Annotated in this window: 18 protein-coding genes; 5 read left to right on the plus strand and 13 right to left on the minus strand. The window is 65.1% G+C overall.

Features of this window, described 5'->3' with window-relative positions; all coding sequences use genetic code 11:
* Nucleotides 1-24: 24 nt before the first annotated feature.
* Nucleotides 25-189 (plus strand): hypothetical protein, encoded by a 165-nt coding sequence (locus ABIB91_RS11135; RefSeq protein ID WP_219683035.1) that lies wholly within the window; start codon nucleotides 25-27, stop codon nucleotides 187-189.
* Between the two features lie 9 nt (nucleotides 190-198).
* Here the strand turns inward: ABIB91_RS11135 and ABIB91_RS11140 are convergent, their stop codons facing one another.
* The 3 genes from ABIB91_RS11140 to putA form a co-directional block, all read right to left on the minus strand.
* Nucleotides 199-846 carry a glutathione S-transferase family protein gene (locus tag ABIB91_RS11140; protein ID WP_354167817.1) on the minus strand — a complete coding sequence of 216 codons (648 nt, stop codon included), beginning with the start codon at nucleotides 844-846 and terminating at the stop codon, nucleotides 199-201.
* Nucleotides 847-997: 151 nt separating this feature from the next.
* Complete coding sequence (locus tag ABIB91_RS11145; protein WP_354167820.1) at nucleotides 998-2203, minus strand: CaiB/BaiF CoA transferase family protein; 1206 nt, start codon at nucleotides 2201-2203, stop codon at nucleotides 998-1000.
* Between the two features lie 114 nt (nucleotides 2204-2317).
* Nucleotides 2318-5317 (minus strand): bifunctional proline dehydrogenase/L-glutamate gamma-semialdehyde dehydrogenase PutA, encoded by a 3000-nt coding sequence (gene putA / locus ABIB91_RS11150; protein WP_354167823.1) that lies wholly within the window; start codon nucleotides 5315-5317, stop codon nucleotides 2318-2320.
* Nucleotides 5318-5431: 114 nt separating this feature from the next.
* On the opposite strand from putA, the gene ABIB91_RS11155 reads away from it, so the two are divergent.
* Entirely contained in the window at nucleotides 5432-5893 is a 462-nt protein-coding gene (locus tag ABIB91_RS11155) for an Lrp/AsnC ligand binding domain-containing protein (protein ID WP_007596520.1), read from the plus strand.
* A 170-nt stretch (nucleotides 5894-6063) separates the two neighbouring features.
* Here the strand turns inward: ABIB91_RS11155 and ABIB91_RS11160 are convergent, their stop codons facing one another.
* The 4 genes from ABIB91_RS11160 to ABIB91_RS11175 all read right to left on the minus strand — a co-directional run bounded on the left by ABIB91_RS11160 (nucleotide 6064) and on the right by ABIB91_RS11175 (nucleotide 10054).
* On the minus strand, nucleotides 6064-6264 hold the full coding sequence (locus ABIB91_RS11160; protein ID WP_007596519.1) for a cold-shock protein: 201 nt from the start codon (nucleotides 6262-6264) through the stop codon (nucleotides 6064-6066).
* Between the two features lie 208 nt (nucleotides 6265-6472).
* Nucleotides 6473-6781 carry a SorB family sulfite dehydrogenase c-type cytochrome subunit gene (gene sorB, locus ABIB91_RS11165; protein WP_354167828.1) on the minus strand — a complete coding sequence of 103 codons (309 nt, stop codon included), beginning with the start codon at nucleotides 6779-6781 and terminating at the stop codon, nucleotides 6473-6475.
* Between the two features lie 11 nt (nucleotides 6782-6792).
* Nucleotides 6793-7992: a SorA family sulfite dehydrogenase catalytic subunit gene (gene sorA / locus ABIB91_RS11170; RefSeq protein WP_354167831.1), complete on the minus strand. Its 1200-nt coding sequence runs from the start codon at nucleotides 7990-7992 to the stop codon at nucleotides 6793-6795.
* A gap of 328 nt (nucleotides 7993-8320) precedes the next feature.
* The gene (locus ABIB91_RS11175; RefSeq protein WP_354167834.1) at nucleotides 8321-10054 is read right to left on the minus strand and encodes an adenylate/guanylate cyclase domain-containing protein; all 1734 of its coding nucleotides are present in this window, start codon (nucleotides 10052-10054) and stop codon (nucleotides 8321-8323) included.
* A gap of 334 nt (nucleotides 10055-10388) precedes the next feature.
* Between ABIB91_RS11175 and ABIB91_RS11180 the strand changes: the two genes are divergently transcribed.
* The gene (locus ABIB91_RS11180) at nucleotides 10389-12017 is read left to right on the plus strand and encodes a glycosyltransferase family 39 protein (RefSeq protein WP_007596509.1); all 1629 of its coding nucleotides are present in this window, start codon (nucleotides 10389-10391) and stop codon (nucleotides 12015-12017) included.
* Here the strand turns inward: ABIB91_RS11180 and ABIB91_RS11185 are convergent.
* Complete coding sequence (locus ABIB91_RS11185) at nucleotides 11926-12954, minus strand: YcjF family protein (protein WP_354167836.1); 1029 nt, start codon at nucleotides 12952-12954, stop codon at nucleotides 11926-11928. The genes ABIB91_RS11180 and ABIB91_RS11185 overlap by 92 nt on opposite strands.
* Complete coding sequence (locus ABIB91_RS11190; RefSeq protein WP_354167839.1) at nucleotides 12951-14420, minus strand: YcjX family GTP-binding protein; 1470 nt, start codon at nucleotides 14418-14420, stop codon at nucleotides 12951-12953. The genes ABIB91_RS11185 and ABIB91_RS11190 overlap by 4 nt, the downstream gene beginning before the upstream one ends.
* A gap of 184 nt (nucleotides 14421-14604) precedes the next feature.
* Between ABIB91_RS11190 and trhA the strand changes: the two genes are divergently transcribed.
* Nucleotides 14605-15300: a PAQR family membrane homeostasis protein TrhA gene (gene trhA / locus ABIB91_RS11195; RefSeq protein WP_219683043.1), complete on the plus strand. Its 696-nt coding sequence runs from the start codon at nucleotides 14605-14607 to the stop codon at nucleotides 15298-15300.
* Between the two features lie 54 nt (nucleotides 15301-15354).
* Complete coding sequence (locus ABIB91_RS11200) at nucleotides 15355-16149, plus strand: SDR family oxidoreductase (RefSeq protein ID WP_354167842.1); 795 nt, start codon at nucleotides 15355-15357, stop codon at nucleotides 16147-16149.
* 173 nt (nucleotides 16150-16322) lie between these two features.
* Here the strand turns inward: ABIB91_RS11200 and mdlC are convergent, their stop codons facing one another.
* The 4 genes from mdlC to ABIB91_RS11220 form a co-directional block, all read right to left on the minus strand.
* The gene (gene mdlC, locus ABIB91_RS11205) at nucleotides 16323-17945 is read right to left on the minus strand and encodes a benzoylformate decarboxylase (RefSeq protein ID WP_354167845.1); all 1623 of its coding nucleotides are present in this window, start codon (nucleotides 17943-17945) and stop codon (nucleotides 16323-16325) included.
* 145 nt (nucleotides 17946-18090) lie between these two features.
* The gene (locus tag ABIB91_RS11210) at nucleotides 18091-18939 is read right to left on the minus strand and encodes an HTD2 family dehydratase (RefSeq protein WP_219683046.1); all 849 of its coding nucleotides are present in this window, start codon (nucleotides 18937-18939) and stop codon (nucleotides 18091-18093) included.
* A 15-nt stretch (nucleotides 18940-18954) separates the two neighbouring features.
* On the minus strand, nucleotides 18955-20058 hold the full coding sequence (locus ABIB91_RS11215; protein ID WP_354167848.1) for a CaiB/BaiF CoA transferase family protein: 1104 nt from the start codon (nucleotides 20056-20058) through the stop codon (nucleotides 18955-18957).
* Nucleotides 20059-20068: 10 nt separating this feature from the next.
* The gene (locus tag ABIB91_RS11220; RefSeq protein WP_106945941.1) at nucleotides 20069-21238 is read right to left on the minus strand and encodes an acyl-CoA dehydrogenase family protein; all 1170 of its coding nucleotides are present in this window, start codon (nucleotides 21236-21238) and stop codon (nucleotides 20069-20071) included.
* Nucleotides 21239-21329 lie beyond the last annotated feature (91 nt).

Here is a 21329-nt window from a genome sequence, read left to right on the forward strand (position 1 = left end):
CCCACAAGCGATTTGGATGAACCCATGACGAATACGAGCGAAGCCAACAAGGAGCGCAATCGCGAGATCGCGCAGAATGAAGAGGCCAAGCAGGTTACCGGCAGCATCCGCGTCAGCACCTGGGCGGTCGCGGTCGTCGTCATCATCGGCGGAATCCTGTTCACGCTCGGCTGGCTCGCGCTGAAGTAGTCGGCGCCCTCACTTCGCGTAGTTCGTCATGCGCTTGCCGGGCAGCAGCTCGTAGGCCGGCTTCCACCCGGGCAGTGCGGCCATGCGGCCAAGCCAGGCCTGGATGGCGGGATAGCTTTCCGCGAAATCGAAGCCGTGCTCGTCGCTCGGATAGTGCAGATAGGCCATCATCGAGATATCGGCGACGGTCGGCCTGATGCCGATCGCAAATTGATTGTGCTGCAGATGGCCGTCGAGAATGCCGAGAAAATCCTCGAGCCGCCGGCGGAAATGTTTCAGCACTTGCGGATCGTTGCTTTGCGTGAAGGCGCGCATGAAGCGGTAGGTCGCCATGTAGCCGGTGAGCTTGTGGTTGTCCCAGAACAGCCAGCGCAGCAGCTCGAACTTTTCCCCCTCGGTCTCGGCACCGAAACGCCCGTACTGCTCGGCAAGCTTGAGCAGGAGAGGCGCGGTCTGCGTCATCTTCACACCGTCGATCTCGAGCACAGGAATTTCGCCCATCTCGTTCACGCTCTTGCGCCATTCCGGCGTGCGCGTGACGCCGCCGCCAAAGTCGGTCCAGACCGGCTCGAACCCCTCGCCGCAAAGCGTCAGCATCAGCGCCAGCTTGTAGCTGTTGCCGGATTCGGGGAAGTAGTGCAGGCGGTAGCTGGGCATGGGACCTCGCGATTGCTTTGCCAATTGTTATACCGCGATCTCCCGACGTCGTCATTGCGAGCGTAGCGAAGCAATCCAGCAATGCATCCGCGGCGGGATTCTGGATTGCTTTGCTGCGCTCGCAATGACGGGGTTATGGCAGCGTATCGCCTTACCCCACCGCCCCCTGCGACCGCAGCCGCTTGATCGCCGCCTCGTCGTATCCCGCGCCACGCAAAATCTCGTCACTGTGCTCGCCGACGCCGGGCGGCTTGCGCGGCTGCACTTTCTTGGCGCCGTCGATCCAGATCGGGCTTGAGATGGTGAGCATGGTGTCGTTCTCGAACGGCACCAGCACCTCGTTGTCGAGCATCTGCTTGTCGTTCGGGATGTCGTCCAAAATGCCGACGATGCCGAACACCAGTCCGTTGCCGTCGAGGATCTTGCGCCATTCCGCGAGATCCCTGGTTGCAAAGGTCTCGTCGAAGATCTTGATCAGCTCGACAGAGCGGGCGTGGCGGTCGGGTTTGGTGGCGAAGCGCGGATCGGTGATGAGGTCTTCGCGGCCAAGACACCTGGCCAGCGTCGGAAACTGCTTCTCCTCGCTCAGCAGCGACAGGATCAGCCAGCGGCCATCCTTGCACTGGTAGTGGTTGGCGACCGCGTTCAACGCGCGTTCGCGCGGCCGCCGCTCGGCAAACTTGGCGCCGCAGAGCTTTGCCTGCGCCAGCACGCTCGCAGCCCACACGCCGTTTGCCATCAGATTGGAGGCGACATGCGAGCCCTTGCCGGTCTTCTCGCGCTGATAGAGCGCGGTGACGATGGCGCCGTAGAACGCCATGGCGCAGGGATGGTCGCCCATGCCGGCGACCGAGCGGGCCGGCGTCGTGTCGGTGTCGGCGCGGACGAGGTCCATCAGGCCGGAGCGCGCCCAATAGGCGTTGCTGTCGAAGCCGGGCTTGTTGGCCTCTTCGCCTTTTTCGCCATAGCCGGTGAAGGAGGCGTAGATCAGCCGGTCGTTGAGATGGGCGAGGTGGTCGTAGGTGATGCCGAGTTTGGTGCGCACCGGCGGCGGCATGTTGGTGATGAAGACATCGGCCTCTTCCACCAGCTTGTAGAGCACGGCCTGCGCTTCCGGCTTGGCGAGGTCGAGCGCGATGCTCTTCTTATTGCGGGCCTCCAGCAGCCAGGCGAAATTGTGCTCGCTGGTCGGATAGCCCGGAATGTTGGGCAGATTGCGGTAGGGATCGCCGGCACCGGGCGGTTCGATCTTGACGACATCGGCGCCGAAATCCGACAGCACGGTCGCGGCCGCTGGTGCTGCGATGAAACTCGCGCAATCCAGCACCTTGAGCCCTGCAAAAATGCCCTTTTCCATCGCCGCGTTGCTCCCTCGCTCGTGTTGTTTCCCGCGCGCTGGAATTGGCGAGGGCCACGTCACGGGCAGCATTAGACCGATGTTTCGGCGGGATGCAACGCTCCTCGCCGCGCCTCACTCATCCCCTGCGAGCAGGGCAGCGTTGCCGCCGGCTGCTGCGGTGTTGATCGTCACGGTCTGCTCGGTCGCGAAGCGCGCGAGGTAGTGCGGGCCGCCGGCTTTCGGGCCGGTTCCGGACAGGCCGTTGCCGCCGAACGGCTGCACGCCGACGACAGCGCCGATCATATTGCGATTGACGTAGATGTTGCCGATCTGGACGCGGTCGACGATCGCCTCGATCGTATCGTCGATGCGGGAGTGGATGCCGAGCGTCAACCCGTAGCCGGTGCGCTCGATGGCTTGCAGGACGCGTTCGAGATGTTCCGCACGATAGCGCGCAACGTGGAGGATCGGGCCGAACACCTCCGAGGTCAGCTGGCCGGCATCGCCAAGCTCGAAAATATGCGGCGCCACGAAGCAGCCCTCCGGCGCGGTGCCGGCAAAGTGCAGCCGTGCCTCTCTCTTCATCCGTGCGATATGTGCATCGAGGCGCTGCTTGGCCTCGCTATCGATCACCGGACCGATATGGGTCGCGACGTCGCTCGCGTCACCGATCTTCAACTCGCGCGCCGCGCCCGCGATCATCTCGATCATGCGGTCGGCGACGTCCTCCTGCACGAACAGCAGCCGCAGCGCCGAGCAGCGCTGGCCGGCGGAACGAAACGCCGAGGTGACGACATCGTCTGCGACCTGCTCGGGCAACGCAGTCGCATCCGCGATCATGGTGTTGATGCCGCCGGTCTCCGCGATCAGCGGCACGATCGGCCCGTCCTTGGCCGCCAGCGCCCGATTGATGCTGCGCGCGACCTCGGTCGAGCCGGTGAAGACGATTCCGGCGATACCGGGGTGCGCCGTCAGCGCGGCGCCGACGCGGCCGTCGCCGGCGACGAGATGCAGCGCGCTTGCGGGGATGCCGGCCTCGTGCAGCAGCCGCACCGCCTCGACCGCAATGCGCGGGGTCTGCTCTGCGGGCTTGGCCACCACGCTGTTGCCGGCCATCAGCGCCGCCGTGACCTGGCCGAGGAAGATCGCCAACGGAAAATTCCATGGCGAGATCGCCACGAAGACGCCACGGCCGCGCATGGCCAGCGCGTTGCTCTCGCCGGTCGGCCCCGGCATCGCCACATCGTTGCCGAACAGCTTGCGGCCCTGCGCGGCGTAATAGCGGCAGAAATCGGCGGCCTCGCGCAGCTCCGACAGCGCATCGTCGAGCGTCTTGCCGCCCTCGCGTTGCAGCAGCGCGATGAAATGGGGCGCGCGGTTCTCCAGAAGATGCGCGGCCTGCTCTAGCGCCGCCGCGCGCGTGGCTGCGGGTGTCCGGCTCCAGGCGGCAAAGCCGGCGCGCGCTGCAGCCACTGCCGCATTGGCCTGATCCGGCGTTGCGTTCGCGATCGGCTTGAGGTCGATCGTCTCGGCTTTGACATCCGTCAGCAACCGGTCGAGCGCGGCGCGCGCGCCGAATTCGACGCCGCGCGAATTCCGCCGCTCCGGCGCGAACAGATCGCGTGGCAGCGGAATTTTCGGATGGGCCGCCTGCTGCGGCCGGACGATGGCATCCGCCGGACGTTGCAACAGCGCCGTAACAGGCACGCGGTAGTCAGCCGCCTGCGCCACGAAGGAGGAGTTGGCACCGTTCTCCAACAGTCGCCGCACCAGATAAGCGAGCAGGTCGCGATGGCTGCCGACCGGGGCGTAGGTGCGGTAGGCGATCTCGGGGCGGTCCTTGGCGAGCTGCTCGTAGAGTGCCTCGCCCATGCCATGCAGGCGTTGGAATTCGAAGCCGCCGTTGGCGCCGGCAAGCTCCAGCACCGTCGCGACGCTCAGCGCGTTGTGGGTGGCGAATTGCGGGAAGATGCGCGGCCGCAGGCTCAACAGCTTTTGAGCACAGGCGACGTAGTTCAGATCCGTCATCGCCTTGCGCGTGAACACGGGATAGCCGTCGAGCCCGCGCTCCTGCGCGCGCTTGATCTCGGTGTCCCAATAGGCGCCCTTGACCAGCCGCACCATTAGCTTGCGGTCATGCGCGCGGGCGAGCGCATCGACATAGTCGATCACGTCGCCGGCGCGCTTCTGATAGGCCTGGATCGCGAGGCCAAATCCGTCCCAGCCGGCAAGCGAGGGATCGGCGAGCGTTGCCGCGATCACGTCGAGGGACAATTCCAGCCGGTCGGCTTCCTCGGCATCGACGGTGAAGTTGAGGTCATGGCTCTTGGCGCGCTGCGCGAGGTCCAGCAGTTGCGGCACCAGTTCGGCCATCACGCGCTCGCGGCTGATCGCCTCGAAGCGCGGATGCAGCGCCGAGAGCTTGACGGAGATGCCGGGCCGGTCGGGCAGGAGGTGGTGACCCGCCGCCTTGCCGATGGTCAGAATCGCGCTGGCATAGGCGTCGAAATAGCGCTTGGCGTCAGTGGCCGTGCGGGCGCCTTCGCCGAGCATGTCGAAGGAATAACGCTGCCTCTCACCGGAGCGCGGCCGGGCCCGCTCCAGAGCCTGCGCGATGGTCTCGCCCAGCACGAAATGATTGCCCATCAGCCGCATCGCCTGGCGCGTGGCGGTGCGCACGGCGGGTGCGCCCAGCCGCTTCACCAGCCGGCCGATGGTGCCGTCGGGCGTCTCGCCGGGCTGGATCACCCGCGCGGAGAGGCCCAGCGCCCAGGCCGAGGCGTTGACCAGGAAGGCGGTGGACTTGGTCTCGTGGTGGATGAAGTCGCCCTCGCCGAGCTTGTCCTCGATGAACTGGTCGGCGGTGCGCGCGTCCGGCACGCGTAGCAGCGCCTCGGCCAGCACCATCAAGGCCAACCCTTCCTTGGTCGAGAGCGCGAACTCCCGCAGCATGTCCTCGACCCCACCAAGCCGGTCGTCGCGCTTGCGGACGGCTTCGATCAGCCGCGTCGCGGTGCGATCGATCCGCGCCTCCTGCGGCGCGCCGAGACGCGCAGACGGCAAAAGGCGCGCGGCGATATCGGCATCATCGGGCGCGTAGGCGGCGGAGAAGGGAGGCGGAATGTTCGGCATGGCGTGTCCTGTGGCTGCAATCCAGGATAATGCTCACGCGACCTTAGCTCGATGGACAATTTAGCTCATTCGGCTTAGAAAATGAAGCTATCCAGCAATTTGCCCTTATGAAATATGGAATTAGATCGAACCGACCGGAAGATCCTCTCGATTTTGCAGCAGGACGGGCGAATCGCCAATGTCGAGCTCGCGGAGCGCATTGGGCTGTCGCCGACCTCGATCGGCGAACGGCTGAAGCGTTTGCAGCGAGAGGGCTTTATCGAAGGCTATGGCGCACGACTCAACCCGCACCGGCTCGGCCTCGGGCTCCTGGTGTTCGTCGAGGTGCTGCTCGACAAGACCACGCCCGACAATTTCGAGCGTTTTGCCCGCGCGGTGAAACTCGCGCCCGAAGTGCTGGAATGTCACATGGTTGCCGGCGGCTTCGACTATCTTGTGAAGGCGCGGCTGGCAGACATGACCGCGTATCGGCGCTTCCTCGGCGAGACCTTGCTGTCGATGCCCGGCGTGCGCGAAACGCGAACCTATGCGGTGATGGAAGAGATCAAGCGCGACGCACCGTTGCCGGTGGACTAACGAAGTGCCGTCGCGATTGTCATTGCTGTGGCGTCGAACGGGCGGTCTTCGCGGGACAAATAGTTCTCCGTGTGCAATCGCAACGCCTGTCGTCGAATGCACTGACCGTCTTCTGAAATTTCTTGGCCCCGCTCCCGGATCGATCCGGGAGTTAGCAACAGCCGGCGGGCTTATACTTTGAGGTTCTCTGCGGAGCTTTTGCCTCGGTTTGCGATCTCTTCATATTCCACCGTCTGTCCTTCGTTCAGGGACGACAGACCGGCTTTCTGCACTGCCGAGATATGCACGAACACATCCTTGCCGCCCGACGCAGGCTGGATAAATCCATAACCCTTCGTCGGGTTGAACCACTTGACCGTACCTTTAGCCATCACGACTTCTCCGCGGGTCTTCCTCCGAGATCGCGAACCGCCAGTCCCCGCCAACCGGCCGGTTCGGTCCTAATACGATACGCGGAATGTGGCTGGCTTGGTAGCTCAAACCACATCCGCCTTTCGCCGAATTCCGCTCAACTTCGCGGCGGTTTTGCCGGATTTGCCCGTTTCGCGGTCACTTGGTCCGCGCGCCGCGCGCCATCCGTCAATAAGTCGCGGCCAGATAATCGACGATCTTGCCGACATCGGCATCGTCGATCGGGGCGCCATAGACCTTCATCATCTTGGTCACCTCGGCCTGCCAGAAAGCTTTCTTGTCCTTCATCAGCGGCTGCGTGTTGATGTAGTCGGCGGAGTGGCAGGCGCTGCAATTGCCCTGCACGACTTCGAGGTTGGGGCCTGGCTTGAAGGCCGCGACCTCATCGGGGGTCTTGTAGTTGACCGGTGCTGCAAGTGCCGAACCCACCACGGCGGCGAGGGCGAGCGTGATGGCGAGGAAAACGGTGCGCTGCATGATCATTCCCCTCAAGCCACGGTGACGCGGACGGTTTCGACGACGTTGCGCAAGTAACCCGCCGGATTCCAGCGCGGCGTATCCGGCTGGGTTTCGCCGCCATTGCCGGTGGCGCGCACCTTGAGCTCGTGAGAGCCCGCCGCGAGCTTCACCGGCAGCGTCCATTCACGGAACGAGTATTTGCCAAGGTCCTTGCCGAGCTTGGCGCCGGTCCAGGTCTTGCCGCCGTCGGTGGAGACCGCGACCTCCTTGATGCCCTTGCCGCCGTCGAAGGCGATGCCGCGCAGCGTCGTGCCGCCTGCTTTCAGCTTGGCGCCGTCGGGGACGCTGGTGATGAAGGAACGGATCGTGAAGCGGTTGATCGGGATCGTCGCCTTCGGCGCGGTGCCCGGCTCGACCGCATTGTTCGGGGTGTCCGGAATGCGATAGGCCGACTTCATCCAGAAGCCATCATAGACATTGTCGACGACGGTGATCTCGTTGAGGTGCTTGACCCAGTAGGTGCCGAAATAGCCGGGCACGATCAGGCGCAGCGGAAAGCCGTTGAGGAACGGCAGGTCTTCGCCGTTCATGCCATAGGCCAGCATCACCTCGCCGTCGCTGGCGTGATCGATATCGAGCGCCTTGACGAAATCGGGCGTCTTGTCGCTGACCGGACCGTCCATGCCGTTGAAGGTGACCTGCTTGGCGCCGCTCTGCACGCCCGCCATCGCCAGCACGGCCTTCAGCGGCACGCCGCGCCAGCGCGCATTGCCCATCGCCCCGTTGGCGAGCTGGCCGCCGGCGACGCGCGGATCCAGGAAGCCGCGGCTGTTGCCGGAGCACTGGTTGACGGCGACGATCTCGGTCGCCTTCATCTTCCGGATGTCCTTCAGCGACAGCTTGAGCGGCTTGTCGACCTTGCCCTTGACCTCGAGCGTGAACTTGTCGGGGTCGAGATTGTAGGGCAGGTCGGAAAGGTGATAGCGCACGAAGAATGCGTTATTCGGCGTGATCGGGCCGTCGTTGAAGACCGCGAACGGCGTCTCGAGCTGCGGCGGGCGGCTGGTCAGGCCGATCATCGGCCGCTTCTGCGGATATTTCACCAAGGGCCGTTCGCCATTGGCGAAGGGCAGGGTGACAGTGTCGAGTGCCAGCGCCTTGGCCGGGTTCAGTGCAGTCGCAACAGCGGCAAGGCCCGCTCCTTTGAGCAGGTCGCGTCGATCGAACATGTGGTCTCCTCCCGGAGCTTTTCGTTGATCGCGGTCATCACCGCAATCTCGCGCTCATGTGTCGCAACGACTCAGTTGAAGTCAATTCGTGCTTTCGCAGCAGGCCCATGCCGTTGCGTTGCAGCAAGCCGGTGTTACGCCGCGATGTTTTTCGTTGGATAACTCGATCTCGACGCAGGCTCGGTGCACCTCGCCCGCTTGCGGGAGAGGTCGCGCCGAAGGCGCGGGTGAGGGTTCTCTCCTCTGGGGATTGTCCCTGTGCGGAGACACCCTCTCCCCAACCCTCTCCCGCAAGCGGGAGAGGGAGAGCACCGCCTTCGTGGCTGCCTCACGCCGCGACGCGTTCGCCGTGGTCAACGAGCGCCGACAGCTCCCTGGCGTCCGCGACGACGCGCACGGCCATGGGTTCGTCGCGGCCGCGGATCGCGACCTCCTGCTGCGGCAGCGCATCGTCGGCAAGGCCGGCGGTGCGGCGGACTTCCTCTGAGACGATCGCTTCGCAGGCCAGCGTCTTGGTCATGTCCTGGAGGCGGGCTGCGACGTTGACGGCATCGCCCAGCGCTGTGAAGACGATGTGATCGCGATAGCCGATGTCGCCGATGATGACTTCGCCGCCGTGGATGCCGATGCCGAAGCGGATCGGCTGGCGCAGATCATGGCTCAGGAGCTCGTTGAGCTCGTCGATTTGCCTGGCGATGCCGGCGGCGGCCTTCAGCGCCTGCCGGCAGGCCTCTTGCGGATCGGCGCTCAGTCCGAACAGTGCCAGCATGCCGTCGCCCACGAATTGGTTCGGCTGGCCGCCATTCTCGATCACGGCCTGCGAGACGGCGCCGAGAAAGCGGTTGACGATGAACACGGTGTCGAACGGCAGCCGCTTCTCGGCCAGCTGCGTCGAGCCGCGCATGTCCACGAACAGACTGACGAGATAGCGCTCCTGGCCGATTCTGGCGGGCGTTGAGGCCTGTGTGTTCGCCGACAGGGTATGCGCGGTGAAGAGCTGGAAGAAGGAGAGATCCGACGTCGGCCGCAGCTGGCAGGCGAGCCTGATCGAGGGGTCACTGGTGCCGACACGGGTGAGCACGAACGCCTCGCGCTGCGACGGCTCGGGCAGGGCGCCATGATCGCCGATGATGCGGATGCGGCAGGTCGAGCAGCGGGCGCGGCCGCCGCAGACGCTGGCATGCGGCACATTGTGGCGCAGGCTCGCTTCCAGCACGGAGAGGCCTTTTGGCACCCGCACTGTCTTGCCGTTGCCGTAGGACAGCGCGATCATGCCGCCGCGCCGTTCGCGCAGGGCGCGCACGCCGCGCGCCAGCAGCGCCAAAGCGAGCAGTCCGAGATAACCGGCGGTGAGGCCACCGGTGATGCGGTCGAGCGTCGCTGCCTCGGCCGTCGTGCCGACCTGGCTGCGCGTGAGATTGTGCGTCCGCCATTCCCCGTCGTCGGCCTCGACCTCGACGCTGCGGCCACCTTGGTAGACACCCAGCAGCGACAGCGTCGGGATCAGCACAGCAGCCGCGAGCAGATAGGGGGCCGCGCGCGTGAAGAACGGTTTGAGGCGAAGCCAGAAATAGATGCCGATGCAGCCGTGCACCCAGGCGATGAGAAGCAGGACCGTCATGGTCCAGATACGGTTCGACGCGACGAAGAACAGATAGAGTTCCTGCGGATAGAGTTTTTGGTGTCCGTAAAGCGTCTGGCCGAGCCGCACCCCGATCACATGCGCCATGACCAGCGCGGGGATGCTCAAGCCCAGCACGAGTTGCAGCGGCTCGACCGTCCGCCAGCGGAACTGCCGGCGCTGATACAACGCGTAGATGCCGAGCCCCATATGCGTGAGCGCCGCCGTGTAGAACGTGATCGCAACCGGCAGGAACTGCCAGAACAGCGTGTGGTAGTAGACCCCGATCTCCATGGCATCGACCGAGATGTTGCCGAGCGCATGGTTGAGGAAATGGCTGATGACATAGGCGAACAGGATCACGCCGCAAACCAGCCGCACCTGGCGCAAGCTGACGGCGCGGGAAAGCTCGGAAAATCGTGAGGATGCGGTTGCGGCCATGATTCTGTTGTATCAGTTCATGAAGGAGAACAGCCAGCGCCGCGTTTAATTCCGGGGGTGGACAGCTTGCGGGATCACATCCGCGGTAGGGTGACGAAATCGTAGGGTGGGCAAAGGCGCCTTGGCGCCGTGCCCACCAATCGGCACTTATGGTGGGCACGTTGCGCTTTGCCCACCCTACGGTTTCCGCGTCGGGGCTGGGATCGCGACAGCGCAACAGGCCGATCCACCCCCAACATTGACTCCCCCTCCCAGGTTGGCGAAAAGCGCCGCCGTGACGACAGCTCCTGACATCACGAAGCCCCCCGCCGGCGCGGCGCGCCGGCCGCTCGTCATGGCCGCGGCGATCATCGCGGCGATGACGCTGCTGCGCATCGTCTACGCCTCGGCCATCGAGCTGCGCACGGACGAGGCCTATTACTGGACCTGGTCGCACGAGACGGCGCTCAGCTTCCTGGATCATCCCCCCGGCATCGCCTGGCTGATCCGGTTCGGCACCGCGATCTTCGGCGACACCACGCTCGGTGTGCGCTTCGGCGGCATCGTCGCCATGCTGGTGACGCAGCTCCTGCTCGCCGATATCGTCCGCCGCCTCACCCAGGACATGCGCGCCGTCGTGCTCGCGGTGCTGATGCTGGAGGCTGCGCTCTATTACGGCCTGCTGATGGCCAAGGTCGCGCCCGACGTCGCCATGATCCCGTTTGCGGTGGCGATGATGTGGTCCCTGGTGCGGCTTGCGCAGGGCGGCGATGGCCGCTGGTGGCTCGCGGCCGGCCTGTTCGCCGGGCTGGCGATGCTGTCGAAATTTACCGTGATCATGTTCGCGCCGGCCGTTGCCGCCTTTCTGCTGGTGCCGGATTGGCGCTGGCGCTGGCTGCGCAGCCCCTATCCGTATTCGGCGGTCCTGATCGCAATCGCCGTGTTCTCGCCCGTCCTGATCTGGAACGTGCAGCACGACTGGGCCGCGATCCGCTTCCAGGGCGTGCGCGCCACCACCAGCTACGGCATCTCGCTCCGCACCTTCGGCGACTACATCGGCCTGCAATTCGGATTGGTCGGCTTCGTCATGCTGCCGGTGGTGCTGACGGGGGTGGTGATGACGGCGTGGCGCGGCTATCGCACGCGCGAGCCGGTCGCGATTTTGCTGTCGACCGCGGTGCTGGTGCCGTTTCTCTATTTCCTGGCGAAATCCCTGACCCTCCGCGTCGGTGACACCTGGCCGATGTTCATGTGGCCGGTCGGTTTCGCCGCTGCCGCTATTAATCTCACCATGCTGTCGCGCGAAGGAAGATCGGCGCGGATGATCAGATCGGCGCAGTTCTGGGCCAGCACAGCCGTGGTCTCGGGCATCGCTTTCGTCGTGATCGTGTTCCTCTATTACATCGCCGCGCCCTGGAATTTGCTCGGCAAGATCGATCCGATCGGTGCCGAGTCCGGCTACGAGCAGGTTGCCGCGCGCGCACAGGCTGCATTGGACGAGACCGGCGCGACCTGGATCGCCACCACGGACTACCGCACCTATGCCATGATGCGCTGGCTGTTCAGGGGCCGTGTGCCCGTGATCGAAATCAACGAGCGCGGCCGCTTCCAGGATTTTCGCGATCCCGGCATGGATCGGATCAGAGGCCACGCCGGCATTTATGTTGGGCGCGAGCCAGACAACCGCTCGTCGCTGTGGGATTCGATCCCGGCCAAGCGCGAGCAACTCGGCCAGGTCGAGCGCCGCTGGCGCGGTCTCGTGATGGACAATTACGTGCTGGAGAAGCTCTCAGGCTGGACGCCGGAGCTGTCGCCGCCGACGAACTCGCCGCTGTTCCAGTGGCGCGTGCTGGCTTTCTTCTCCCCGCAAGCGTGGGACGGCAAACAGAACGCTACTCCTCCTCATCCTTCTTCCGCAGCAGATCCGTCGCGAGATCCGACAGCTTCGGCGGCGGCAGTGCCGCGAACGGCAGCGGCCGTGTGACGTCGATCGCGGCGAGGCCCAGCCGCGCCGTCAGCAATCCATTCAGCATGCCTTCGCCCAGCCGCTGCGATAGCTTCGCCGCGATGCCGTGGCCGAGCATCTGCTGCACCAGGCTGTCGCTCGCCGCCATGCCGCCGGTGATGGCGAGATGGGCGACGACGTGGCGGAGCAGGCGGATCATGCCGAGTGCGCCGGGACGGCCGCCGTAGAGAAAAGCGAGCTGGCGGATCAATCTCAGCGAGGCCACGAACACGAACAACACGTCGATCAGCGCGCGGGGCGAAACCGCTGTCACGATCGAGACCTTTTGCGCGGCTGACGACACCAGCCGCCGCGCCTCAATGTCCAGCGGCGACATCAATTCGCGCTCGGCGAGCCGGATCATGTCGGCGCCGTCGATGATCTCGCCGGCATGGCTTTCCAGCGCGGCGCGGGCGCGCGCGAGCTGCGGGTTCTGGTGCGCGATCTTGAGCAGATCCTGCACGATGATACGGCTCTCCTTGCGGTCGTCGCTGGCAAGAACAGCGGCTGCACGCTGATGCAGCTTTTCGATCGTTGCCAACCGCGCCAGCCCGAACGCCTCGCGTCCGGTCACCACCGCGAGCGCAAGGGCGGTGACGGAGGCAAGCGCCAGTCCGACAAAGCCGAGGCTTTCGCTGCGCGCAAACAGATCCTCGATCAGACGGACGACGCCGAGCCCGACGCCGAGCAGGGTCAGCCCGGCGACGCCGGACCAGAACAGCGCGCCCCAGGGAAAGCCGCGTCGCGCCGGAAGCGACGATGCGATCGGCACCGGCAAGTTCGCCGGATTGGGCTCCGGCGTGATCTGGATGGTGGTGCGGCCGAGCCGGGTCGTCTCGTCGGCCTCGGTGACGACGACGCCGGGGTCGTCGAGCCGGAACGTCGCCGGCCGCCGTGGCTTTGATCGGTCGTTCATGACAATTTGTCTCCGATCAGGAACTGCAAGGCACGGTCGAGGCGGATGTGAGGCAGCGCCGGCTGGTCGGCTCCCTCGCGTTCGAGCTTTGGCGGACGGAAACGCAGAAAGCGAAAATCGCTCTTGCCGGCGGCCTCGGTCGAGAGCCCGCGGAATGCGTCGGTGCCGTTGAACAGGGGTTCGGGATCCAGCGGCAGATCGCCCGGAAAAGCCGCGACCTCGGTGTTGCCGTCGAAGAACTCGCCCCCGGCGCTTTCGCCCGCGGCCGGCGTTCCCAGGATCGACGGCAATTTGTCACGGCCATGCGCGACCTGCGCCTCGCGCGTGGCGCGGACGGCGGCGAGCGCGACGACGTCGATCTCCGCGCCGGTAGTTTCCGCGCGCGCAACCGCGCGGGTGACGGCGCGGCGCAACACGGCCTCGAGCCGGTCATGGCTGGAATGATGCAAATGATCCGCCTTGGTCGCCGCGAACAGCACGCGGTCGATCCGCGGCCGAAACAGGCCGCTGAGGAACGTGCTGCGGCCGATGTTGAAGCAGTCGAGAATGCCCGCGAGTGCGGCTTCGAGATCGTGCAGCGCTTCGGGGCCGGCATTGAACGCGGCGAGCGCATCGGCCAGCACGATCTGGCGATCGAGCCGGGCAAAATGATCCCGGAAGAATGGCCGCACCACGACGTCCTTGTAGGCCTCATACCGCCGCACCATCATGGCCCACAGCGATCCCTCCGGCGCCTGGCCGCCCGCGGGTACGTCGAGCGGCGCAAAGGTCAGCGCCGGTGTGTCGGCGAGATTGCCCGGCATCAGGAAGCGGCCGGGCGGCAGCAGGCTCATCGCAAACCGCTCGTCGCGGCAGCCTTGCAAATAGCCCCTGAAGAGCTTCGCGGCCGTCAGCGTCGCCTGTTCATCCTCGCGCGCTTCGGGCTTGAGCGTTGCGAGATGCGCGTGCCAATCCGCGGCAAGATGGACGCGCGGCGCCTCGCGCGACAACGCCAGGCTTTCGGCCGACCATTGCTCAAAGCTCTTCTGAAGCAGCGGCAGATCGAGCAGCCACTCGCCGGGATAGTCGACGATGTCGAGCGTCAGCGTGCGGTCGGCGCCGTTCGGGCGCTGGTAGTCGATGACGAGCCTGAGTTCGCTGATGTCGACAGTCGAGCTCGGCCAGCGCCGCTCCTCGATCAGCGCGCGCAGATGGCTCTCATAGGCAAAGCGCGGCACCGCGTCGTCCGGCTGCGGCGCCAGATGCGCCCGGGCGATCCGCCCGGATGAATAGGCCTCGAATACCGGAAACCGGCCGCCACGGGTGAGGCCGTGGATCAGCGCAGTGATGAACACGGTCTTGCCGGCCCGCGACAGGCCTGTAACCCCCAATCGTACCGTCGGATTGAAGAAATGCTCGCCGTAGTCGATCAGCGCCCGAGCCGACAGGCGCGCCTCCTCGAGCATATCCTGGAAACTAAATGCCATATGAACGTTGGGAATCCCGGGCGGGGGCGGATACGCAAAAAGGACTAGTCACAAAAGTGGCAACTGCCTGAGGAAAATCAAGCTTCATACTTCCACCGTCTTTGTCGGCAAATCAGCCGTTTGAACGACGCGCCGATCCCGAAACACCCATACAAGAGGGTATTGTCTCACTTTGCGGATTGCCATGACCGTCTTCCAACTGAAACAGCTCGCATCCTCCTCCGTCCACGCAGCCGCCGACGCGATCGGCTGGCATTACGACCGCGCCGAGCTGATCGCCGACGGCGTGATCCACGCGATCGGCGTGCTCTGCGGCATCGTCGCCGCGACCGTGCTGGTGGTACTGACGGTGCTCTATGCCGACGCAACCGACGTCGTCGGGGTCTCGATCTACGTCGCCGGCCTGCTCTCGATGCTGGTGTTGTCGGCGACCTATAATCTGTGGCCGATCTCGCCGGCCAAATGGCTGTTGCGGCGATTCGACCATTCGGCGATCTACCTCCTGATCGCGGCGACCTACACGCCGTTCATCCTGGAGGTGAAGGACAGCGGCTTCGCGCTGGTGCTGCTCGCCGGCGTTTGGTGCGTGGCGCTCCTCGGCATCGTGCTGAAACTTCTCTACCCCGGCCGGTTCGACCGCGTCGCCGTCGGCATCTACCTCGCCATGGGCTGGAGCGGCATCATGCTCTACGATTCCGTGGTCAAGGCGCTGCCCGCGCTGGTGCTGGGCTTCATCCTTGCGGGCGGACTGCTCTACAGCTTCGGCGTGATCTTCCATGCCTGGCGGCGGCTGCGCTTCCAGAATGCGATCTGGCACGGCTTTGTCTTGGCCGGGGCGGCGTGCCATTATACCGCGGTGCTCGACCTCGTGTTGAGCTGAGCGCTCCGCGAAGCGGAATAAGCCAAAACGGTATAAGACAAGAGGAGACGTCGCATGCAGGTGACCGGCAAGGTCGTGGTCGTCACGGGCGGCGCCAACGGCATCGGCAAGGCGCTGTGCGAGGCGTTTCACAAGGCTGGTGCGGCCAAGGTCGTCGTCGCCGACATGGACGCGGACAACGCGCGGGCGGTCGCCGCCATGGTGGATGGCGCGGCCTTCAAATGCGACGTCGCGCAGGAAAAGGATATTTCCCACGTCATCGAGGAGACCGAGCGACAGTTCGGCCCGATCGAATTATTCTGCTCCAATGCCGGCATCGGCGGCGGTTTCGACCCGATGTCGGTCAATGCCGGCGGTGCCTCGGATGAGCCGTGGCAGCGCAGCTGGGCGATCCACGTCATGGCGCATGTCTATGCGGCGCGGCATCTGATCCCGCGCATGAAGGCGCGCGGCGGCGGCTATTTCCTCAACACGATCTCGGCCGCGGGACTGCTGTCGCAGGTCGGCAGTCCGGCTTACTCCACCACCAAGCATGCCGCGGTCGGCTTTGCCGAAAATCTCGCAATCTCGCACAAGGCGCACAACATCCGCGTCTCGATCCTCTGCCCGCAGGGCGTCGACACCAACATGCTGCGTTCGATTCCCAAGGGCCCGCAATCCGGCGACGGCGACCTCTCGCCCGAGCAGGTCGCCAAGGACGTGCTCGCCGGCCTCGAGCAGGAGACGTTCTTGATCCTGCCGCACCCGCAGGTGCTCGGCTACATGCGCAAGAAGACCGAGAACTACGACCGCTGGATCGGCGGCATGGCCAAGATCCAGGCCAGGATGCGCGACGAGTTCGGGACGTAGGGAAGGCGGGTCCACAATTTCGGAGTCGTCCTGGCGAAAGCCAGGACCCATACCGCGAGGTCTACCGATCTTGCCGTAGTAGCAGTACCGAACGACAAGTCTTGGCCAAACTACTCCCTGGGGTAATGGGTCCTGGCTTTCGCCAGGACGACCACATGAAATGTAGTGCGCCGCTAATGCTTCTGCCCGTACAGCACCGGCACCGCCGAATCCACGATGACCTCCACCAGGCTGGTCCCTTCGAATGCCATTCCGCGCTTGAGCGCCTCGCCCAGTTCGGCTGCCTTGCTCACCCGCACCGCATGGCAACCCATGCCCTCCGCGAGCCGGACGAAATCGATCCCCGGCAGTTCGAGTCCCGGCACGTTCCTCACCTGCATCACCTGGCTGAACGAGCGCATCGCGCCGTAGCCGGAATTGTTGATGACGACGATGGTGAGCGGCAGCTTGCGCTGCGCGGCGGTCCACAGCGCCTGGATCGAATACATCGCCGAGCCGTCGCCGATCAGGCACACCGTGCGGCTCTTTGGTTTACCGAGCGCCATGCCAACCGCGGCCGGCAGCGAGTAGCCGAGGCCGCCGCTGGCCATGGTGTAGAAACTGTCCTGGCCGCGCATCGGCATGAACTTTTGCATCGCCGGCCGGTGCGAGGGGATTTCCTCGACCAGCGACGCGCCGTCCGGCATCGCCTGCGACAGCGAATGCAGCAGGAATTCGACCGGCAGCGGATCGGCGGCCTGCGGGGCCGGTGGCAGCGTTCGCCCCTTCGGTGCGGCTCGCTGGCTCTCCGGCAGGAGGTCGAGCAGCATTGTGAGCGCCGGCTTCATCGTCGCGATGATGCTGGTTCCGACCGGCGTCACCGCTGCGGCATCCGGGTCGTCCGTGATCTGGAAGATCGTCGCGCCGCCGTCGAAGATCGCGGCGTGGCCTTCGACATGGAAGGTGAACACCGGCGCGCCGATCACGACGACGAGATCGTGCTCGCGCAGGGCGTCCGACAATTGCGCCGGCGAGGCATGCAGGAAGCCCGCGAACTGGGGATGGCGTTCCGGGAACGAGCAGCGCGCCGAAAACGGGCTGACCCAGACGCTGGCCCTGGCCTTCTCGGCGACGCGCACCATCAAATCGACCGCGCCCGCGCGATCGACGCCGGGGCCGACGACGAGGGCAGGGTGCTTGGCCGAACCGAGCGCGGTGACCAGCGCCTTCATCGCGTCAGCCTCGGGCGCTATCTCGCGGCTGACCTTGCGGGCTTCGATGGGAGCTGCGGCATGCGCCCAGTCGTCGACCGGGATCGATACGAAGGTCGGCCCGCATGGCGGCTGCATCGCGGTGTAATAGGCGCGCGCGATCGCGGCCGGCACGTCCTCGGGCCGCGCCGGCTCCACGCTGTACTTGACATAAGGCCGCGGGAATTCGGACGCACGCTCCGCATAGAGGAACGCCTGCAACGGGAGGATCGAGCGCGCCTGCTGGCCCGCGGTGATCACCAGCGGGGTCTGGTTGCGATGCGCGGTATAGATGTTGCCGAGAGCGTTGCCGACGCCGGCGGCCGAATGCAGATTGACGAAGCCGGCATTGCGCGTCGCCTGCGCATAGCCATCGGCCATGCCGACCGCGGAGGCCTCCTGAAGCGCCAGCACATAGTCGATGTCGTCGGGCCAGTCGCTCAGGAACGGCAGCTCGGTCGAGCCGGGGTTGCCGAAGACGCGTCTGATGCCGAAGGAGCGCAGCAGGTCGAGTGTCGCCTGCTTGACGGTGACGGATTTGCTGCCGCTCTTGCCGTTTTTGGACATGGTTTCCGTTCCCTGATGTTTATCGGCTATCAGCCCCACCGTCATTGCGAGGAGCCCTTGCGACGAAGCAATCCAGACTGTTACCGCCGAGGGACTCTGGATTGCTTCGCTACGCTCGCAATGACGAGGAGGAAGCAGCAGTGTATCACCACACCGCGGTCCCCTTCATCGTCGGCTGCCCCTCCGCGTTTGCCGTCCACAGCTCCATGCCCGCCTCGGTCTCATTGGCGTTGATGGAGAACTCGCTGCCCTCGAACAGCGGCTGCACCCCGCGATAGGTAAACTTCTTCGGCGGCTTGCCGCCGCGCAGCTTCGCGGCCATCTCGATGATGAACGTGGCCTGCAACGGCCCATGGAAGATCAGGCCCGGATAGCCCTCGACCTTGGTCACGTAGTCGCGGTCGTAATGGATGCGGTGGCCGTTGAAGGTCAGCGCGGAATACCGAAACAGCAGCACGGGATCCGACACATGCGTCTCGCGATGCTGCGCCTTGGGCGGCGGAGGCGGGGCCTTTGCCGTCGCGTACGTCGTCGTCATCTCGCGATAAACGATGTCCTGCCGCTCGCGGATGGCGATGCCGCGCGGCGAGGAGATGCTGTGCTCGACCGAGACGAAGCACAACGTGCCGGTCGAGCCTGATTTCACCTGCACGTCCGCAATGCGCGATGTCCGCGTCGATTCGTCGCCGACGCGCAGCGGCTGCAAAAATTCGATCTCGCCGCCGGCCCACATCCGGCGCGGCAGCGGCACCGGCGGCAGGAAGCCGCCGCGGGTGGGGTGGCCGTCGGGCCCGAGCATCGACATCGGAAACACCGGCTGCGCCAGGCACCAATGCACCGTGAACGGCGCCGCGTCGCCCGGCTTGGGCGCGCCGACCTCCTGGAACAGCGTCGCGCGCAGACCCTTGACGAGCTGCGCGGTGACGGTGTCGGTGGCCTCTTCGCTGCGGCCGATCCACTGCCGCAAATGATCGATGTCGAGCTTCTCGGTCATGACGCCTCGCTCTTGTTATTTCCTGGATTGGGGATTTTCGCCGATCCCCGGCACCGCACCATAGCTGCGCGTCTCGCCGACAATGATCGGCGCCGGCGCGGGATAGCTAACAGGCCCCCGCGGCGTGTCGACCTCGATGCGGCGCAGATGCGGATGCTTGGTGAGGTCGGCCATGGTGTTGACCTCGGCAAAGGCGATATCGGCATCGGAGAGCCGCCTCAGCAGCTCGTCGCGTGTCATCTTGCCGAAGGCATCCGCGACCGTCTTGTCGGTGAAGTCGCGGTTGCGCACGCGCTCGACCATGTTGGCCACGCGCGGATCGGCGGGCAGATCCGGCTGCTCCAGCACTTTCACGCAAAGCGTCTTCCACTCGCGCTCGCTCTGGATCGAGATCAGAATGTCCTTGCCGTCGCTGGACGTGAACACGCCATAGGGCGCGATCGAGGGATGGCGCAGCCCCATGCGCTTGGGCGGATTGCCGGCCTCGGAGTTGAGCAGCGGCACGGTGCACCAGTCCGCCATCACGTCGAACATGGAGATGCGGATGTCGGCGCCCTTGCCGGTGCGTCCGCGCCCGATCAGCGCCTCCAGGATTGCCGCATGCGCGGTGGCGCCGGTCGCGACGTCGACGATCGACATGCCGACCCGTGAGGCCCCGTCGGGATTGCCTGTGATCGAGGCAAGGCCGCTCTCGGCCTGGATCAGCAAATCATAGGCCTTGCGATGCGCATAGGGGCCGTCGTCGCCATAGCCGGTGATCGTGCACGAGATCAGTTTGGGATAATCCTTCAGCAGCCGCTCGCGCGAAAAGCCGAGCTTGTCCATCGAGCCGGGCTTGAGGTTCTGGATCAGCACGTCGGCGCTGGCGATCAGTCTTTCCAGTTCGGCGCAGCCTTCCTTGGTGGCGAGATCGACCACGGCCGATTGCTTGCCGCGGTTGAGCCACACAAAGTAGCTGCTCTGCCCCTTGGCCGCCGCGTCATAGCCGCGGGCGAAATCGCCTTCCGGCCGCTCGATCTTGATGACTTCCGCGCCGGCATCCGCCAGCCGCGACGAGCAGAAGGGCGCCGCCACCGCCTGCTCGACCGCAATCACCCTGATCCCGTCAAGTGCTCCCATGATGGCTGCCTCAGTACGAGCGGGGCATGCCGAGGACGTGCTCGGCGATGAAGGACAGCACGAGGTTGGTCGAGATCGGCGCCACCTGATAGAGCCGCGTCTCGCGGAATTTGCGCTCGACGTCGTACTCCTCGGCAAATCCGAAGCCGCCATGGGTCTGGACGCAGGCGTTGGCCGCTTCCCAGGACGCATCGGCCGCGAGCATTTTTGCCATGTTGGCCTCCGCGCCGCAGTCGAGCCCGGCTTCGTATTTGCGCGTCGCTTCCTTCACCATCAGTTCGGCCGCGCGCATCGCGGCGTAGGCCTTGGCGATCGGAAACTGGATGCCTTGGTTCTGGCCAATCGGCCGGCCGAAAACGCTGCGCTCCTTGGCGTAGTTGGTGGCCTTGGCGATGAACCATTTGGCATCGCCGACGCATTCGGCCGCGATCAAAATGCGCTCGGCATTCATGCCGGAGAGGATGTAGCGAAAGCCCTTGCCCTCCTCGCCGATCAGATTCTCCGCCGGCACCTTCATGTCGGTGAAGAACACTTCGGTGGTGGCGTGGTTCATCATGGTGCGGATCGGGCGGATCTCGAGGCCCTTGTTCTTGGCCTCGCGCATGTCGACGATGAACACCGAAAGGCCATCGGTGCGCTTCTTGACCTGGTCCTTCGGCGTGGTCCGCGCCAGCAGGAGCATCAGGTCCGAATGTTCGGCGCGGCTGGTCCAGATTTTCTGGCCGTTGACGATGTAGCCGGCATTGCCGTCCTTGCGCGCAAAAGTCTTCAGCGAGGTAGTGTCGGTGCCGCTGGTCGGCTCGGTGACGCCGAAGGCCTGCAGGCGCAATTCACCGCTCGCGACCTTCGGCAGATATTTTGCCTTCTGCTCGTCATTGCCGTGCCGCAGCACGGTGCCCATCGTGTACATCTGGGCGTGGCAGCCGCCGCCGTTGCAGCCCGCGCGCTGGATCTCTTCGAGGATCGCGGCGGCCGCTGAAAGCTTCAAGCCCGCGCCGCCATATTCCTCGGGGATCAGCACCGAGAGATAACCGGCCTCGGTCAGCGCGTCGACGAAGGCCTTGGGGTAGGCCATCTCGCGGTCGAGCTTGCGCCAGTATTCGCCGGGAAACTGCGCGCAGAGCTTTGCGACGGCTTCGCGGATGTCGGCGTGATCTTCGGTGTGGTGTTCTTCACTCATGGGGTTTTCCCGTATGTGCGGCAGTTAGGATAACGCCGGCCGATCCTCTGGCGTTGTGAAAACAATGCCAGCCCCCTATGCTCATTTGCTA

The sequence above is a fragment of the Bradyrhizobium sp. JR4.3 genome, assembly GCF_040547695.1.
Lineage (GTDB): Bacteria > Pseudomonadota > Alphaproteobacteria > Rhizobiales > Xanthobacteraceae > Bradyrhizobium > Bradyrhizobium canariense.

Bases quoted from the DNA above. Each gene is read 5' to 3' on its own strand.
- ABIB91_RS11135 (WP_219683035.1), top strand. From the start codon at position 25: ATGACGAATACGAGCGAAGCCAACAAGGAGCGCAATCGCGAGATCGCG.
- ABIB91_RS11140 (WP_354167817.1), bottom strand. From the start codon at position 846: ATGCCCAGCTACCGCCTGCACTACTTCCCCGAATCCGGCAACAGCTAC.
- ABIB91_RS11145 (WP_354167820.1), bottom strand. From the start codon at position 2,203: ATGGAAAAGGGCATTTTTGCAGGGCTCAAGGTGCTGGATTGCGCGAGT.
- putA (WP_354167823.1), bottom strand. From the start codon at position 5,317: ATGCCGAACATTCCGCCTCCCTTCTCCGCCGCCTACGCGCCCGATGAT.
- ABIB91_RS11155 (WP_007596520.1), top strand. From the start codon at position 5,432: ATGGAATTAGATCGAACCGACCGGAAGATCCTCTCGATTTTGCAGCAG.
- ABIB91_RS11160 (WP_007596519.1), bottom strand. From the start codon at position 6,264: ATGGCTAAAGGTACGGTCAAGTGGTTCAACCCGACGAAGGGTTATGGA.
- sorB (WP_354167828.1), bottom strand. From the start codon at position 6,781: ATGCAGCGCACCGTTTTCCTCGCCATCACGCTCGCCCTCGCCGCCGTG.
- sorA (WP_354167831.1), bottom strand. From the start codon at position 7,992: ATGTTCGATCGACGCGACCTGCTCAAAGGAGCGGGCCTTGCCGCTGTT.
- ABIB91_RS11175 (WP_354167834.1), bottom strand. From the start codon at position 10,054: ATGGCCGCAACCGCATCCTCACGATTTTCCGAGCTTTCCCGCGCCGTC.
- ABIB91_RS11180 (WP_007596509.1), top strand. From the start codon at position 10,389: ATGGCCGCGGCGATCATCGCGGCGATGACGCTGCTGCGCATCGTCTAC.
- ABIB91_RS11185 (WP_354167836.1), bottom strand. From the start codon at position 12,954: ATGAACGACCGATCAAAGCCACGGCGGCCGGCGACGTTCCGGCTCGAC.
- ABIB91_RS11190 (WP_354167839.1), bottom strand. From the start codon at position 14,420: ATGGCATTTAGTTTCCAGGATATGCTCGAGGAGGCGCGCCTGTCGGCT.
- trhA (WP_219683043.1), top strand. From the start codon at position 14,605: ATGACCGTCTTCCAACTGAAACAGCTCGCATCCTCCTCCGTCCACGCA.
- ABIB91_RS11200 (WP_354167842.1), top strand. From the start codon at position 15,355: ATGCAGGTGACCGGCAAGGTCGTGGTCGTCACGGGCGGCGCCAACGGC.
- mdlC (WP_354167845.1), bottom strand. From the start codon at position 17,945: ATGTCCAAAAACGGCAAGAGCGGCAGCAAATCCGTCACCGTCAAGCAG.
- ABIB91_RS11210 (WP_219683046.1), bottom strand. From the start codon at position 18,939: ATGACCGAGAAGCTCGACATCGATCATTTGCGGCAGTGGATCGGCCGC.
- ABIB91_RS11215 (WP_354167848.1), bottom strand. From the start codon at position 20,058: ATGGGAGCACTTGACGGGATCAGGGTGATTGCGGTCGAGCAGGCGGTG.
- ABIB91_RS11220 (WP_106945941.1), bottom strand. From the start codon at position 21,238: ATGAGTGAAGAACACCACACCGAAGATCACGCCGACATCCGCGAAGCC.